Source organism: Specibacter sp. NPDC078709, from assembly GCF_040686795.1.
Taxonomy (GTDB): Bacteria; Actinomycetota; Actinomycetes; order Actinomycetales; family Micrococcaceae; genus Specibacter.
Map to the genome: position 1 here is coordinate 314,717 of NZ_JBFBLU010000002.1, position 14,538 is coordinate 329,254.

The following is a 14,538-nucleotide window of genomic DNA, read 5'->3' on the forward strand; positions in this document are numbered from 1 at the left end:
CGTGCCAAACTGGCCTGCAGCGGCAGTGTTACTGGCGCGCTGCGTCCCGCTGCTTCCGGTAGAGGGGAGCGAGCCAGCTCAGGAGGGCAATCACGGCCACCAAACCGAAGGTGCTGAGCAGCTGGTTACGGCTGACAGCATCGCTGAAGCCCACTACGAAGATGGCCAGCAGCAACACCAGCCCGGCCAGGGTCAGGACGGGGAATCCGCGCATGCGCAGCGGAAGGGGCGTGCCGTCCTTGTCGGCTCGGCGGCGCAGGATGAACTGTGACAGCAGTGCTGAACCCCAGACCACGAGGCACGTGGAGCCCACCAGGTTGAGCAGGATGCGCAGGACGGTGTCGGGGTAGAAGAATTCCCAAAGCACCGTCAGGAAGCCAAAGGCCACGGAAATGACGACGGCGGGAACCGGCACCTGCCGCTTGCTGATGCCCTTGAAAATCCGGGGGGCCTCACGGCGTTCGGACAGCGAGTAGATCATGCGTGAGGCGCCATAGAGGTTGGCGTTCAGGGCCGAGAGCAGCGCGGCCACGGCCACCAAAGTGATGACGGTTCCGGCCCATTCCAGGCCCGCGGTGTTCAGGACGCCGGCGAAGGGTGAGAGCAGCGCCTCGGATGTCCAAGGGAGCACGGCGGCGATGATGAAAATGGAGCCTACGTAGAACACGAGGATTCGCCAAACCACTGTGCGGACGGCGACAGCAACGCTGCGGGAGGGATTGGTGGTTTCGGCGGCGGCAACGGCGACGATTTCGGTGCCGCCAAAGGCGAAGGCCACAATGAACAGGGCTGAGGCGATGCCTGCCATGCCGGTGGGGGCGAAGCCGCCGTTGTTGACCAGATTGCCCAGTCCAGGAGAGCTTGCGCCGGGAATGAAGCCGAGCAGCAGGGCCGCGCCAAACGCCAGGAATAGCACGATGGCTGCGACCTTTAGCAGGGAGAACCAGAATTCAAATTCTCCGTAATTTTTTACACTGCTCAGGTTGATTGCGGTGAAGACCACCATAAAGATCAGTGTCAGGGCCCATGCAGGAATCACCGGCCACACGGTGACGAGCAGTTGTGCAGCACCTAAGGCCTCTGCCGCAATCACTACCACCAATTGCAGCCACCAGAGCCAGCCAACGGTGGCCCCGGCAACTTTGCCCATGGCCTTTTCGGCGTATACGGAGAAGGCGCCCGAGTTCGGATTGGCGGCGGCCATTTCGCCCAGCGCCCACATGACAAGGATGATCAGCGTGCCGGCAACCAGGTAGGAAACCAGCACGGCCGGGCCGGCCAGCATGATCCCTTCGCCCGAGCCCAGGAACAGTCCAGCACCAATGGCCGAGCCCAAGCCCATCATGGTGAGCTGGCGCTGCTTGAGCGAGGTGCCCAGGCCGGACTTGGCCACTGTGGCCTCGGTGGGGGCGGATTGTTGGGTCATGAAAGGGTTGGCCTTCGTTAGTGGAACCGGCGGCTGTGTGCCGTGCGTTGGAAATGCGCGCTGCGCGTTCGAAAGAGTGCGGGGGAAAGTGTGATCCCGTCAAGCATTATCCACCATGTGAGCAGCTGGCCAAAGTCGGAAGTAGTGGGGAAGTAGTGGTAGGTCTGGAAGGAATCTGTATTGTGCAGTGCAATCCGCCTAGATCGTCTCTGCGCTGCGTCGTCTCTGCGCTGCGGAAATTTGTTTCAAGGTGGCAAAGCGTCGTAGAATCAGTTTTAGTCATAATGACTCTAACTAAAGTTGATCAATAGAAAGTGGGGTGCAGGGCATGGAGCGGACCCCATTTGTGGCAGCTGCAAACGTCAGTGAACGCTTGGCTCAGCCGCCTGCTCTAGCAATATCCACGGTTATTTTTGCCCTGCGTCCCAGTGAAAAGAGTGGCCGGCCCACCTTGTGGCTTCCACTGGTTCGTCGTATTCGAGAACCGTTCAAGGGCCTGTGGGCGCTTCCGGGAGGGCCCCTGACTCAGGCTGATTCCCTCCAGGATGCCGCCGCTCGCGACCTGCAGGACACCACGGGATTGGCGCCGAGCTACCTTGAACAGCTCTACGCCTTCGGGGGTCTGCACCGTTCCCCCAGCCAGCGCGTGGTCTCCATCGTGTACTGGGCGCTGGTGCAGCCCACCGAGGCCGAGCTAGCTCAGGAGTCCGAAAACGTGGGTTGGTTCCGCGCCGACGGACTGCAGGAGCTGGCCTTCGACCACAACGAGATCGTTGATTACGCCCTGTGGCGGCTGCGGAACAAGATGGAATACGGTTCCATCGCCTACCACCTGCTCGGCGAAAAATTCACCCTGGCCCAGGTCCGCGAGGTCTACGAAGCCGTCCTGAACCGCACCATGGACCCCGCCAACTTCCGCCGTCAGCTCAAGCAGACTGCTCTCATCGAACCCACCGATGAATTTCAACAGGGCGGCAAGCACCGACCGCCGCGCCTCTACCGGTACACCGGAATGGATAGTGGCACTAACGACGCCGGCCCTTCAGGACATCCTCCGTCTCGTCTCTCATCGCCCGGCTAGCAAACCTCGCCTCACCTGTAACCGCCCCAGCCCACCAAAAACCCCCATTCTTTTTTTGCCTCACACTCTTGGAGCAAGCCATGACATCCGTGAACACCACCATCCAGCTCATTACCCGCGAACAAGCCGAAGCGACCCAACACAACGTTCAAAATCCCGCCCCCCAGCCTGGAATGCCGGGCCGCGCGCAGGAAAGCTGCGATGACGATCTGGCCAAGGGTCCCTGGGAATTTGACCTGGCTGAGGCTCTCGCCGGCACCCCCGGCTACGGCCCGGGCGCCTCCAACGAGGACATCGCCCCGGCCGCCACACCGGTGCAGGGCCAGCTGCCGCAGGAGTACAAGGACGCCTCCGATGCCGAACTTGAGTCCCGGATTCTTGCCGCCAAAGCGGAACTTGGGGAACGCGTCGTCGTGCTTGGGCATTTTTATCAGCGCGACGAGGTGGTGCAATTTGCCGACTTCGTGGGCGACTCCTTCCAGCTCGCCAACGCAGCCAAAACACGTACGGAAGCCGAAGCCATCGTCTTCTGCGGCGTGCACTTCATGGCCGAGACCGCTGACATGCTCTCCGGTCCGCAGCAGAGCGTGATCCTGCCGAACCTGGCCGCCGGCTGCTCCATGGCCGATATGGCTGATCTGCCCTCCGTTGAGGCCTGCTGGGCGGAACTGGAAGAGCTCTACGGCACCGAGCCCGACGCCGATGGCCGTGTACCCGTGATCCCGGTGACCTACATGAACTCCTCAGCCGCGCTGAAGGCGTTCTGTGGAGAGCGCGGTGGCATTGTCTGCACGTCCTCGAATGCGTCGACCGTGCTGGAGTGGGCCTTCGAGCGCGGCCAGCGGGTACTGTTCTTCCCGGATCAGCACCTGGGGCGCAACACGGCCAAGGCCATGGGTGTGCCGCTGGTGGAAATGCCATTGTGGAATCCGCGCCTGCCGCTGGGTGGGAACAGCGCCGAGGTCATGGACAACGCCAAGGTGGTGCTGTGGCAAGGTTTCTGCTCAGTGCACAAGCGCTTCACGGTGGGGCAGATCGAGCAGGCCCGCGTGGACTTCCCGGGCGTTCGTGTGATCGTCCACCCGGAATGCCCCATGGAGGTGGTGGACGCGGCCGATGAAGCTGGTTCTACCGACTACATTCTCAAGGCCATCCAGGCCGCACCTGACGGAACCACCTTCGCCATCGGCACCGAGATCAACATGGTCAACCGGCTCGCGGCGCAGTACCCGCAGCACACCATCTTCTGCCTTGATCCGGTCATCTGCCCGTGCTCCACCATGTACCGCATCCACCCCGGCTACCTCGCCTGGGTGCTTGAGGGCCTGGTGGCCGGCGAGGTGCGCAACCAGATCACCGTTCCGGAGGCCACCGCCGTCAATGCGCGCATCGCGCTGGAACGGATGCTTGCCGCCAAGCCACAGCCCAAGACTGTGCAGCCCAAGACCGTGCAGCCAAAGACTGCGCAGCCCAAGAAATCCGTACGCGCATGACTAACTCGCATCTGGTAGTTGTGGGCAGTGGGATTGCCGGGCTCTACGGGGCGTTGCTGGCCGCCGAGGCAGGGTCGCGGGTGACACTGTTGACCAAGGGCACGTTGGCGCAAAGCAACACCCATCACGCCCAAGGCGGAATCTGCGCGGTGCTCGCCGAGGGGGAAGCTGCCCCGGGCGATTCCGTGTGGGCGCACATCGCCGACACCCTCAAGGCCGGCGCAGGTCAGTGCGATCCAGAGGCCGTGCGCGTCCTGTGCACCGAGGCAGCCACCGATATCGCAGCTCTCGAGCGTTTCGGCGTGCGCTTTGACCGCGACGCTAGCGGGCGCCGTTCCTTGGGATTGGAGGGAGCCCATTCGGCCGCTCGGATCCTGCATGCCGGCGGGGACGCCACGGGAGCCGCCATCGCCAATGGATTGATCGCCGCGATCCGCGAGCAGGCGGCACTGGGCCTCATCACGCTCCTGGAGAATAGCTTCGCCACGGAGCTTCTGGCCGCTAACCCTGATGCGGCTAACCCTGAAGCGCCTGAGACTGAAGCGCCTGAGACTGAAGTGGACGACGGCGGTACCTTTCCCCGTGCGCCAATCGCCGGCATCGCCTACCTAGACTCAGCAGACGAACGCCAGACCTTGGCCGCCGACGCGGTGCTGCTGGCTACCGGGGGTGCCGGGCAGCTTTTTGAATTCACCACCAACCCGCACGTTGCCACGGGCGACGGCGTAGCTCTCGCCTGGCGCGCGGGCGCAGTGCTGGCCGATCTTGAATACTTCCAGTTCCACCCAACGGCGCTCGCGGTGGGGCAGAACTTCCTCATTTCCGAGGCCGTGCGCGGGGCCGGGGCCGTGCTGCGTGACTCTAAGGGTGAGGCGTTCATGGCCCGCTACCACCCGGAAGGCGATCTTGCCCCGCGTGATGTGGTCTCCCGCAGCATTGCCGCTCATCTTGGAACCCTTGCGGAGAACGCTCGGATCGCAGGTGAGCCGGAAGGCCCTGCCCATGTCTTCCTTGATGCCAGCGGAATCGAGGAAGCCAACGGCGCCGGATATCTGGCCCGACGTTTCCCCACGATCGACGCAGCAACAGCCAAGCTCGGCTTCGACTGGCGCCGCGACTGGTTGCCCGTGGCTCCCGCAGCTCACTACTGGATGGGCGGAGTGACCACTGATCTGCACGGACGAACCACCGTCCCGGGTCTTTACGCCGCCGGGGAAGTGGCCTGCACCGGTGTCCACGGCGCTAACCGCCTCGCCTCCAACTCATTGCTCGAAGGCCTCGTCTTCAGCCGCCGCGCCGTCGCTGCCTTCACCTCGCCGGACCAACAAGCTTCCACGGACCAGCATGCCTGGTCCATGAAGTTCAACGCCGCCACGCACGACGCCGCAACGCACGACGCCGCGACGCACGACGCCGCCACAGCCCTTGAGGGGATCCGGAACCACCCGGCTGGGTTGGGCCGGGAAACTCTGCGGCACGTGATGGGGCAGCACGCCGCGGTAGTGCGCGACACCAAGGGATTGCAACTGGTAGAGACTGCACTGCACAAGGAAACTGCACTGCACAATGAACCAGCGGTGCAAAGTGTTGGGCACTCTGGGTCCGAAACGCGCTCCCTGCGCCAAGAGCTTGAGGACCAGAACTTGGAACTCGTGGCCGGACTCCTGGTGCGTGCATCCTTGGCCCGGGAGAACTCTGTCGGTGCGCATTACCGCGCGGATTTCCCGCAGGGAGCAGATACTCCGCTGGGCTCAGCTACCCGGGACTCCAACCATTGGGTGAACCCCGACGCCCGATTGACCACCATCGAACCCCAGCGTGAAAGCGAAACAGTATGAACGCCGTCGTGCCTGTCTTGAAAGAAACCGTCCTCAACGAAACTGCCGTGAACGCAACCGCAATCCCAGCCCTGCCTCAGCTGCCACACACGGCCGTGGCCGAGATTCTGCAGCGGGCCTTTGCCGAGGATGCGCCGTACGGGGACATCACCTCCGCGACGCTGCTGCCAGCTGATGCGCAAGCCACCGCCTGGCTCGTGGCTCGGGAGCGCGGCATCTTCTCCGGTGGGGACGTTTTCCGTGCCGCTATGACCATGCAGGATCCGGACGCCCGGGTTGAGCAGTTGGTGGCCGACGGTGCCCGCTTTGAGGCGGGGGACCGACTCATGTCCGTCACCGGGCTGGCCCGGGCCGTGCTGACGGGGGAACGGATCGCGCTGAACCTGACGCAGCGGATGAGTGCCATCGCCACCCAGACCGCCGAATATGCGGCCCTGATCGCTGGCACCAAGGCTCGGGTCACCGATACGCGAAAGACCACCCCCGGCCTGCGTATCCTCGAACGCTATGCCGTACGCTGCGGGGGCGGGCACAATCACCGATTCTCGCTCTCTGACGCCGTGCTGGCCAAGGACAATCACCTGGCTGTGCTGACCGGCGGGGATCTTGGCAAGCTGACCGCGGCGCTCGCCGGCGTGCGTGCCCAGCTCCCGCACACCGTGCACTTTGAGGTTGAGGTGGACTCGATCGCGCAGATTGAACCCGTGCTGGCGGCCGGCGTGGACACCATCATGCTGGACAATTTCAGCAACGACGAACTCGTCCAAGGCGTGGCGCTGGTCAACGGCCGGGCGCTGGTTGAGGCGAGCGGCAACGTGAATCTGTCCACCATCGCCGGGATCGCGCGCACCGGAGTGGACATCATTTCCGTCGGGGCCCTGACCCACAGTGTCCGGGCTCTGGATCTGGGCCTGGACATCGCGGTGGACCTGTCCGGACCTGTGCAGCAAGGCCCTGTGGATCTGCCGTGATTTTTCTCGACGCCGCCGCCACCACACCAGTCCGCCGGGAGGTCATCGAGGCCATGTTCCCCTTCCTGACCAACCAATTCGGCAACCCTTCCAGTCACCACGAGCTGGGAGAAATTGCCGCTGCCGCACTGACAGGTGCCCGGGAAAAATGTGCGACGGCGTTGGGCTGCGGTGCCGAAGAGCTCACATTTACCTCCGGTGGGACCGAGGCCGATAACCTCGCCCTAAAGGGCATTGCGCTCGCCCGCCGCGCTGGGGATCCTCGGCTGAACCGGGTGCTCATCAGCGCCGTGGAACACCCGGCAGTGGCGGAATCTGCCGACTACCTGCGACGCATCCACGGCTTTGAGGTGGAACTGGTTCCGGTGGACGGCGACGGGCTGGTCGACCCTGACGTGTTTGCCGCGATGCTGACAGGCACTGCGGGCTCCGGCACTCCAGCCAGTAACCTGGCTGGCAGTGACGTGGCCGGCAGCGCTGTGGCTGGCCGTGACGTTGCCGGCAGTGATGTTGCGGTGGCTTCCATCATGTACGCCAACAACGAGGTGGGCACGGTCCAGGACCTGACTGCGCTGTCCGCCGCGGCCGCAGCCGCGGGCGTGCCGCTGCACAGCGATGCCGTCCAGGCTGCCGGCTGGCTGCCCCTAGATATCCGGGAGCTGGGCGTCACGGCGCTGAGCCTTTCCGGGCACAAAATCGGCGCACCCAAGGGTGTGGGCCTGCTCTATGTCAAGGGTGGATCTCTCTATGAACCGTTGATCCACGGCGGCGGGCAGGAGCGCGGCAACCGCTCGGGCACCGAGAATGTGGCGTTTGCCGTTGCCCTGGCCACGGCGTTGGTGGCGGCTGAAGCGGCACGGCCCTCCGCCGTCGAACGTGTCACGGAATTGCGGGAAAACTTCATCCGGCGCATCCTAGCGGACATTCCCGCCGCGCAGCTGACCGGGCACGGCACGCGGCGGCTGCCCAATGTGGCCTCATTTTGCTTCCCGGGCACCAGCGGCGAATCGGTGCTGCTGGAGCTGGAACGACGGGGGATCGTGTGTTCCTCAGGATCGGCTTGTGCGGCGGGGTCTGATGAACCATCGGCCGTGCTGAGCGCCATGGGCATCGAGCGCACGGTGGCCCAGACGGCGCTGCGTTTTAGTTTCGGCACGGATGTCACGGCCGAGGCATTGGAGACGGCGGCCACCGAACTGGCGGCCGCCGTCGCGCGGATGCTGCGCCTGGGCTAGGCAGGTGTTGGGTTAGGCAGGTTGGGCTAGGCCGGTTACAGGCCGGAGCTCTGTTGCCGAAAATGCTGCCGTTTGACGCAATTGCCATAGTTTGAACTGCGGCATTAGCGTCAAACGGTGGCATTTGTTGGGGGAGGTCGCGTGTCTTGCGCGACTGGCCAGCTGGGGTGAGGAGTCAGGCCACCAGCTCTACGCCGCCAGCCTCGGCGGGCGCCCGGTCCCAGTCGAAGCGGTTGCGCAGCACCCGGTTCCAGCGATTGGCCGGCAGGTGCGGATGCAGCAGGGCGATACCCACACAGTACTTGCTCATGCTCAGGTCGCGGATGCCCATCTCGGCCAGAACCCTGTCAGCCACGCCCCGGCCATCCTCCGACTTGGTTTCCACCACCACCAGGTCCGGGCCGGCAACCTCCCGGCCGCCCGAGCCGCCGTCGCGGCACAGCAGCCCCACATCCAGGGTGAGCCGCTCCCTGCTGTGCGGATTCACCAGGGTGCCGCGGCGGTAGTCTACGGTCATGACCGAACGGAGTTCCGGCAGCGGCATGCCGTATTCGCTATCCAGCAGGCCGGTCAGGAATTCCTGCGCCTCGCCGTTCATGATGCCGCTGTTCTCGAGGCTGTAGGGGATGCGGTGCTTGTCGGTTTCGCCCCGGACGCCCTTCAGCTTCGCCTCAAACATGCAGAGCCCGGAATCCAGGTAGGTGCGGGTGCGGACCTTGAAGCGGCGCCGGCGGCCCTGGCGGTGGGCCCGGAACTGGTCGAGCCCTGGGGTGTCAAAGTAAGTTGAGCTGTAGCCGAAGACGCGGCGGCCGGCAATCTCCATGACGGCAAAGTCGCTGTCCAGACGCGCCAGCAGGGAGGCCAGCTGGCCACGTGAAAGCAGGAACTTCTTGTCCACGCGGCGCTGCAGGGCAGCCTCCTCGTTGACTGCTTCCAGGCTGATGGGGGCTCGCAGCGCAAGGGCGGCATCCAGCACATCCGCGCAGGTCATGAGCGTGCTCCAACGTGGCTGGGCTGGCCCTGTGCAGGCTGGCCGAACGTGGGCTGGACCGGTGCCGGATGCGTCCATGTTGGCTGGATCGAGGGGTATGCCGGGAAGTCGGCCATGGCAGGTGCCGCTTCGACCAGCTCGTGGCTGCACGGCGAAACCTTGGCCGTGGTGGCCGCCTGGTACCGGACGTCGGCGATGGTCAGGTCCCGGACAATATCCAGTTCCATGACTTCAATGCGCGTGACGTTTCCGCCCAGCAGGTCCTCCAGCGCGGTCCGCAGCTCGCCCTCATTGGCGTAGGCGCGGTCCAAGGTGATGGTCTGGCGGCGGGTGCGGGGTGCGATCCGCGGGTGGTCGGCCACAAACAGGACCGTGACCAGGGCGGCGGAGAGCACCGGTGAGAGCCAGGCCGGGTCCGGGTGCAGGCCGTTCATCAGGCCCAGCACCAGGGCTGCGAAGTAGTAGCCGATCTCGCCCTGCGTGAGCGTGTCCGACCGCAGCCTGATGATGGACAGCACCCCGAACAGTCCCAGCCCCAGGCCCATGCCGGCGCCGCTGCCGGAGAGCAGCATGGTGACGAGCATGATGCCCACGTTCAGGCACACATAGGCAATGGCCAGGTCGCGGCGCTGGTAGCGGGGGAAGTACACGGCGTACACCAGGATACTAATGGCGACCATGTTGGCTGCGAGTGCAATCCAGAGGTTGAACATGTTGGCTCCTCAACGAGTAGTTGTTTTCTAACTACTACTGTTGTGCACCCGCATGAGAGTAAAAGGAGACCAAGATGAGAGCCCTCTCATGAAGCCCGACGGCGGCCGCCTGCACCCGGTTGCCCTGCCGGAGCCCAACGCGGCGGGGGCGCGGATCAGTCCAGCGGGGGCGCGGATCAGTCCAGCTTGAGCCGGTAGCCCATGCCGCGGACCGTTTCGATCCGTTCGGCGCCGAACTTCTTGCGCAGGTAGCGGATGTAGACATCCACAATGTTGGATCCCGGGTCAAAGTCGAAGCCCCACACCTGGGAGAGCAGCTGCTCGCGGGAGAGCACCTGGTCCCGGTGCCGGAACAGGGCCTCGGCCAGTGCAAATTCGCGGGCGCTGAGGTCCTTGGACACGCCGTCCACCTGGGCTCGGCGGGTGCGCAGGTCAAGGCTGAGCGGGCCGGCTGTTAGTATCGTGGCCTCCTCTAGGATGTGCCCGCGCAGCCGCAGCCGGACGCGGGCCAGCAGTTCCTCGAAGGCGAAGGGCTTGGGCAGGTAGTCGTCGGCGCCGCCGACCAGCCCGGCCACCTTGTCCTCCACGCTGCTGCGGGCCGAGAGGATCACCACGGGGATGTCCACCTTGTCCTGACGCAGCCGGTGCAGCACTGTCAAGCCGTCCATGACGGGCAGGCCGATGTCCAGGATCAGCAGGTCATGGACGTAGGACCGGGCCTCGTCGTAGGCAGACTGCCCGTCCGTCACAACCTGCGTGACAAAGCCCTCCGCGTTCAAACCCTTTTGCACAAAGGTGGCAATCCGGTCCTCGTCCTCGGCGATCAGAATCCTTTTCATGCACTTCCTTTCAAAGGGCTGCCGGCGTCCGCGCCAACAGCTTCCGCACCAACAATGTCAGCGGCAACAGCGTCCGTTTCATCATCAAGGGAGTGGGCCACCGGGATCATCAAGTCAAAAGTTGCCCCGTTGCCCAGCGTGCTGGACACCGAAACTGTGCCTCCGTGGGCCTCGGCAATGGATTTTACAATGGATAAGCCCAGGCCGGCGCCGGAGGACTGCTTCGGGTTGGTGCCACGGCGGAAGCGGGAGAAAATTCTCTCCTGGTCATCTTCCGCGATCCCCGCGCCGGTGTCTCGAACCCACACAAGGAGCGTGCCGCCGTTGTGTTTGGGGCCTGAAATCAGCCGCGAACCAAAGGCTATGGTGCCCTCGGTTGGGGTGTGTGCCACGGCGTTGGCGGCGAGCTGCATGAGGGCCTGTGTCAGGCGCTGGCCGTCGGCGGTGACGTGCCCCTCGGCGAGCTCGTCCAGGGTCCAGTTTTGTGGGCCGAGCATGCTGGCCTTGCTCAACGCATCCACCATCAGGTCCATCAGATCCACCTCCTGTGGCACCACAAAGTCCGGCTGTTGGGACTTGGCGAGCAGCAGCAGGTCGTTGACAATCCGGGCCATGCGGTCGAGCTCGTCGGTGACCAGGGCTACGGTTTCGGCACGCTCGGCCGGGTCTTCGCTCATCATCTCAAGGTGGCCCCGGATCACGGTGATGGGTGTGCGGAGCTCATGTCCGGCGTCGTCAACAAATTGCTGCTGCGTGGCGAAGGCGGTTTCCAGACGGTCCAGCATGCGGTTGAAAGTGGTGGCGAGGGCGGCGACATCGTCATGGCCTGCCACCTCGATCCGGCCGTGGAAGTCGGTTTCAGTGATGGTCTCGGCCGTTTCCCGGACCAAACGCACCGGTGCCAGCACACGCCCGGCAATCAGCCAGCTGGCGATGCCGGCGCCGATGACCGCGAGTGTGCCGGCCAGGGCGAAGATGCCCAGCGAGCTGAACAGCGGCGCGGCAACTTCACGGTGGAACTGGACGCTGACCAGGGCCCCGTGCGCCGGATCGCCGGCAACGGACACAGGGATGAGCGCGTAGGCCACCTCACCGGCGCTCGAGCTGTACCGGCCGTGGATCGGCGCAGTGTGGCCCGTGAGCAGTGCCAGGAAGGCCGGGTCCTGGTCGAGCCGGAGGGGCGGATCGCCGGCCATGCGCCGGTGCGGGACGTCATTGAGCAAGCTGAAGGCGGTCTCGGCCCGGTTGGAGACGGTGTCTTGCAAATAGCGGGTCAGGAGGGCATCGGCGGTAAATTGGGAGCTGCCCGACGGCGACATGGCGAAGGTGCGGAAGCTCGTGGCGGCATGCGTGAGCCGGTCATCCACCAGGGCGTTTGCGCGGGCGTTCAGGATCTGGGCCGAGAGCACTATCGATGCCGCAAACGCCACGGCGATCAACAGCACCATGGCGCCGATGATGCGGGCCCGGGCGCTGAGTGTCCGGCGCGGGGAATCAGTCATCATCAAAATCGTCCCAGTCGTCGTCCCAGTCATCACAATCGTCAGCGTCGTCATCGCCGGCCAGTGGCGCGCAGCCGGGGACCTCCACGGCTCCCGAGCCCGGAGGGGCGGACGACGGCGGAGGCGGAGTTGGGCTCGTGGCGGTTGGTGGGGCTGTGGAGGGGCTGGGGGACGGGGAGGCTGTTGGTGCCGGAGTTGTTGCGGGCGTAGTGGGTGGTGTTGTGGGTGGCGGGGTGCCTACAGGGGTGACCACAACGGGGTCGCCCAGCCGGGGCTCCGAATTGGAAACAAGCTGGCTTGTGGCCAGCGCTGTTCCCGCCACCACCAGGATGAGGAACGCGATGAGAATGAACCGGGGGATGTGCATGGTTCAATCCTTTCGCATGAAGGTGACGGGCGGATGAGGCCCGGATGAGAGTTCTCTCATCCAAACATGTCCACGGGCAGCGGGCGAATTACGGCACAAAATTGGCACTAATTAGTTGGTGTATTTTGGGCGTACGGTGGAAGTAATCAGGTCGCCGCGGCCCGGTTTCGTAGCAAAGGAGAGCATCATGACTGCCACCGTTCCCGTCACCGAATGCGCCGTGTCCAACTGCTCGTTCAACGACCACACCCACTGCGGGGCTGCCGGCATCACGATCGGCGGAAACACCGACCACGCCCAGTGCGCCACCTTCATTGACACCGGTGTCCACGGCGGACTGCCCAAGGTGCTGGCCTCGGTGGGGGCCTGCCAGCGTAGCGAATGCGCCCACAACGAGCACTTGATGTGTTCCGCCGATTCGGTCAGGGTGGGTCCGGGTGCAGACAACGCCGACTGCCTGACTTACGAACACCAGGGCTGACTTACAGGGGCAACCCCCGGCTTGCGAACGGGCGCAACCCCTTGCTTGCGAACAGGCGCAACCCCGGCTTGCGAACAGGCGCAACCCCGGCTTGCGAACGGGCGCAACCCCGGTTTGCGAACAGGGGCCGGGAGACTACTTCGCGCCGGCGCCGCTGCCGTGGCTGACCCGGCGGAAAATCCAGTAGCGCAGCAGCAGGAAGCGGGTCACAGCGGAGGCCACGTTGCCGAGCACAATCACCGCCAGCTCTACCCAAATTGAGGCGTTCGGCGCGATCTGGTGGAGTACCAACAAACTTCCACTGGTCATGGCCAAGGCCAGCAGCATGACCCACAGCCCGCGACGCTGGTCCCGCCACCACAAATGCCGGTCGTTGATACCAAAGCTCATGCGCCGGTTAAGTTCAGTGTTGAGGACAGAACACAGCATCAAGGAAATGACGTTGGCCCACTGGGTGCCGGTGTAGGGGCGCAGGTTGGCAAAAATAGTCATGGAGATGACGGTGCAAATGATGGCAACTAAAGCGAAGCCACGCAATTGTGAGGCCAAAATCGGATTGCCCCGCGACCAGTTTCGGAGTACAGCAAAAGCCCCGCGGTCCGTAGATACGGGCTCGGCGGGGACTGTATCCCGGGGTGATGTAGTTGCCATGACTTACTGAATCTTGTCAGCTGCGCGTACTAACACCCAATTAATGGCGCGTGTATTGCCAGTGAGTTGTTTTCGGATCGGTGGAATCACCGAGATTACGGCCCGGCAACCACTGGGTTGCGCAGCTCGCCAATGCCGCCAACACGGCAGATAACTTCATCGCCGGGGTTGATCTGGCGGCACTCTGCGGGGAAGCCGGTCATGATGACATCACCGGGCTGTAGGGTCATGAAGCTGCTCAAGTACACCAGAATTTCATCCACACCCCAGCCCAGATCGTCGCTGGAGGCGGGGGCAAGCTCGGTGCCGTTGTGCACAATGCTGATGGCCACGCCGTCGTCCTTCAGGCCCACAACAATCCACGGGCCCAGCGGGGTGAAGGTGTCAGGACTCTTGGCGCTGATCCAGAGTTCATCTGACTTCTGAGCGTCGCGGGCTGAGACGTCGTTGCCAATGGTGAAGCCGAGGATGGCGCTGCGTGCAGTTTCCAGTGTCAGGTTCTTTGCAGTGCGGCCGATCACGATTGTCAGCTCAGCCTCCGGGTCTACATAGCCAACGGTGGGACTCAGTTCAATGGCATCGCCGGGGCCAACCACGGAACTGGCGGCCTTGTGAAAAGCCTGCGGGGGCAGGGCGCGGCCGGGTGCGCCGGTGTTGTGGGCCATGCCGAAGACATTGACGGGGGCGCACGGGGCCAGGAAGATGAACTGGTCTTCGGAGACGGTGGCGCCCGGTGTCCAGCCATCGCGGGAGGCGCTGTTCTGGTTCGCAGCGGAGGCGGGGAAGGGCGTCTCCACGAGCTGCCAGATGCGGCCTTCGGGGCTGTCAAAGTCGGCGGCATCATTGCGGACAAAGAACTGCTCGGCCAGGGGCGCCTCCACGGCGTCGAGTGGACGGACACGGGCAAGGCGGTACGGCACAGTAGTCATGAGGACATCCTACCTCTTGCT

The 14,538-nt window shown here is 64.2% G+C and carries 14 protein-coding genes; 6 read left to right on the plus strand and 8 right to left on the minus strand.

From position 1 onward, the window contains the following. Positions 1 to 28 precede the first annotated feature (28 nt). Positions 29 to 1,426: an amino acid permease gene (locus AB0P14_RS05510; protein WP_363838789.1), complete on the minus strand. Its 1,398-nt coding sequence runs from the start codon at positions 1,424 to 1,426 to the stop codon at positions 29 to 31. A gap of 328 nt (positions 1,427 to 1,754) precedes the next feature. On the opposite strand from AB0P14_RS05510, the gene AB0P14_RS05515 reads away from it, so the two are divergent. From AB0P14_RS05515 to AB0P14_RS05535, 5 genes are all read left to right on the plus strand, one after another. Then, positions 1,755 to 2,507, plus strand: a complete 753-nt coding sequence (locus AB0P14_RS05515) for an NUDIX domain-containing protein (RefSeq protein ID WP_363838791.1) — start codon at positions 1,755 to 1,757, stop codon at positions 2,505 to 2,507. An 80-nt stretch (positions 2,508 to 2,587) separates the two neighbouring features. Further along, positions 2,588 to 4,000: a quinolinate synthase NadA gene (gene nadA, locus AB0P14_RS05520; RefSeq protein WP_363838794.1), complete on the plus strand. Its 1,413-nt coding sequence runs from the start codon at positions 2,588 to 2,590 to the stop codon at positions 3,998 to 4,000. Beyond that, the gene (gene nadB / locus AB0P14_RS05525; RefSeq protein WP_363838797.1) at positions 3,997 to 5,838 is read left to right on the plus strand and encodes an L-aspartate oxidase; all 1,842 of its coding nucleotides are present in this window, start codon (positions 3,997 to 3,999) and stop codon (positions 5,836 to 5,838) included. The genes nadA and nadB overlap by 4 nt, the downstream gene beginning before the upstream one ends. 71 nt (positions 5,839 to 5,909) lie before the next feature. Continuing rightward, entirely contained in the window at positions 5,910 to 6,809 is a 900-nt protein-coding gene (gene nadC, locus AB0P14_RS05530) for a carboxylating nicotinate-nucleotide diphosphorylase (protein WP_363839360.1), read from the plus strand. Continuing rightward, positions 6,806 to 8,044, plus strand: coding sequence for a cysteine desulfurase family protein (locus tag AB0P14_RS05535; protein ID WP_363838800.1), 1,239 nt, complete (start codon positions 6,806 to 6,808; stop codon positions 8,042 to 8,044). Before nadC ends, AB0P14_RS05535 begins: the two co-directional genes overlap by 4 nt. Positions 8,045 to 8,219: 175 nt before the next feature. Here AB0P14_RS05535 and AB0P14_RS05540 read toward each other — a convergent pair whose 3' ends face one another. The 5 genes from AB0P14_RS05540 to AB0P14_RS05560 all read right to left on the minus strand — a co-directional run bounded on the left by AB0P14_RS05540 (position 8,220) and on the right by AB0P14_RS05560 (position 12,456). Next, the gene (locus AB0P14_RS05540) at positions 8,220 to 9,035 is read right to left on the minus strand and encodes a polyphosphate polymerase domain-containing protein (RefSeq protein ID WP_363838803.1); all 816 of its coding nucleotides are present in this window, start codon (positions 9,033 to 9,035) and stop codon (positions 8,220 to 8,222) included. Beyond that, positions 9,032 to 9,748 carry a DUF4956 domain-containing protein gene (locus tag AB0P14_RS05545; protein WP_363838805.1) on the minus strand — a complete coding sequence of 239 codons (717 nt, stop codon included), beginning with the start codon at positions 9,746 to 9,748 and terminating at the stop codon, positions 9,032 to 9,034. Before AB0P14_RS05545 ends, AB0P14_RS05540 begins: the two co-directional genes overlap by 4 nt. 176 nt (positions 9,749 to 9,924) lie before the next feature. Beyond that, positions 9,925 to 10,587 (minus strand): response regulator transcription factor, encoded by a 663-nt coding sequence (locus AB0P14_RS05550; RefSeq protein WP_363838807.1) that lies wholly within the window; start codon positions 10,585 to 10,587, stop codon positions 9,925 to 9,927. Continuing rightward, a complete protein-coding gene (locus tag AB0P14_RS05555; RefSeq protein WP_363838810.1) occupies positions 10,584 to 12,089 on the minus strand; it encodes an ATP-binding protein in 1,506 nt (501 codons plus the stop codon). The genes AB0P14_RS05550 and AB0P14_RS05555 overlap by 4 nt, the downstream gene beginning before the upstream one ends. Then, a complete protein-coding gene (locus AB0P14_RS05560) occupies positions 12,082 to 12,456 on the minus strand; it encodes a hypothetical protein (RefSeq protein WP_363838813.1) in 375 nt (124 codons plus the stop codon). Before AB0P14_RS05560 ends, AB0P14_RS05555 begins: the two co-directional genes overlap by 8 nt. A 187-nt stretch (positions 12,457 to 12,643) precedes the next feature. Here AB0P14_RS05560 and AB0P14_RS05565 point away from each other — a divergent pair, with 187 nt between their 5' ends. Then, positions 12,644 to 12,937, plus strand: coding sequence for a DUF1540 domain-containing protein (locus tag AB0P14_RS05565; protein WP_363838816.1), 294 nt, complete (start codon positions 12,644 to 12,646; stop codon positions 12,935 to 12,937). A gap of 135 nt (positions 12,938 to 13,072) precedes the next feature. Here AB0P14_RS05565 and AB0P14_RS05570 read toward each other — a convergent pair whose 3' ends face one another. Together AB0P14_RS05570 and AB0P14_RS05575 are read right to left on the minus strand one after the other, a co-directional pair. Next, entirely contained in the window at positions 13,073 to 13,588 is a 516-nt protein-coding gene (locus AB0P14_RS05570; RefSeq protein WP_363838818.1) for a GtrA family protein, read from the minus strand. 95 nt (positions 13,589 to 13,683) lie between these two features. Next, the gene (locus tag AB0P14_RS05575; protein ID WP_363838821.1) at positions 13,684 to 14,517 is read right to left on the minus strand and encodes a fumarylacetoacetate hydrolase family protein; all 834 of its coding nucleotides are present in this window, start codon (positions 14,515 to 14,517) and stop codon (positions 13,684 to 13,686) included. Between the last annotated feature and the right edge of the window lie 21 nt (positions 14,518 to 14,538).

Bases quoted from the DNA above. Each gene is read 5' to 3' on its own strand.
- AB0P14_RS05510 (WP_363838789.1), bottom strand. From the start codon at position 1,426: ATGACCCAACAATCCGCCCCCACCGAGGCCACAGTGGCCAAGTCCGGC.
- AB0P14_RS05515 (WP_363838791.1), top strand. From the start codon at position 1,755: ATGGAGCGGACCCCATTTGTGGCAGCTGCAAACGTCAGTGAACGCTTG.
- nadA (WP_363838794.1), top strand. From the start codon at position 2,588: ATGACATCCGTGAACACCACCATCCAGCTCATTACCCGCGAACAAGCC.
- nadB (WP_363838797.1), top strand. From the start codon at position 3,997: ATGACTAACTCGCATCTGGTAGTTGTGGGCAGTGGGATTGCCGGGCTC.
- AB0P14_RS05540 (WP_363838803.1), bottom strand. From the start codon at position 9,035: ATGACCTGCGCGGATGTGCTGGATGCCGCCCTTGCGCTGCGAGCCCCC.
- AB0P14_RS05545 (WP_363838805.1), bottom strand. From the start codon at position 9,748: ATGTTCAACCTCTGGATTGCACTCGCAGCCAACATGGTCGCCATTAGT.
- AB0P14_RS05550 (WP_363838807.1), bottom strand. From the start codon at position 10,587: ATGAAAAGGATTCTGATCGCCGAGGACGAGGACCGGATTGCCACCTTT.
- AB0P14_RS05555 (WP_363838810.1), bottom strand. From the start codon at position 12,089: ATGACTGATTCCCCGCGCCGGACACTCAGCGCCCGGGCCCGCATCATC.
- AB0P14_RS05560 (WP_363838813.1), bottom strand. From the start codon at position 12,456: ATGCACATCCCCCGGTTCATTCTCATCGCGTTCCTCATCCTGGTGGTG.
- AB0P14_RS05565 (WP_363838816.1), top strand. From the start codon at position 12,644: ATGACTGCCACCGTTCCCGTCACCGAATGCGCCGTGTCCAACTGCTCG.
- AB0P14_RS05570 (WP_363838818.1), bottom strand. From the start codon at position 13,588: ATGGCAACTACATCACCCCGGGATACAGTCCCCGCCGAGCCCGTATCT.
- AB0P14_RS05575 (WP_363838821.1), bottom strand. From the start codon at position 14,517: ATGACTACTGTGCCGTACCGCCTTGCCCGTGTCCGTCCACTCGACGCC.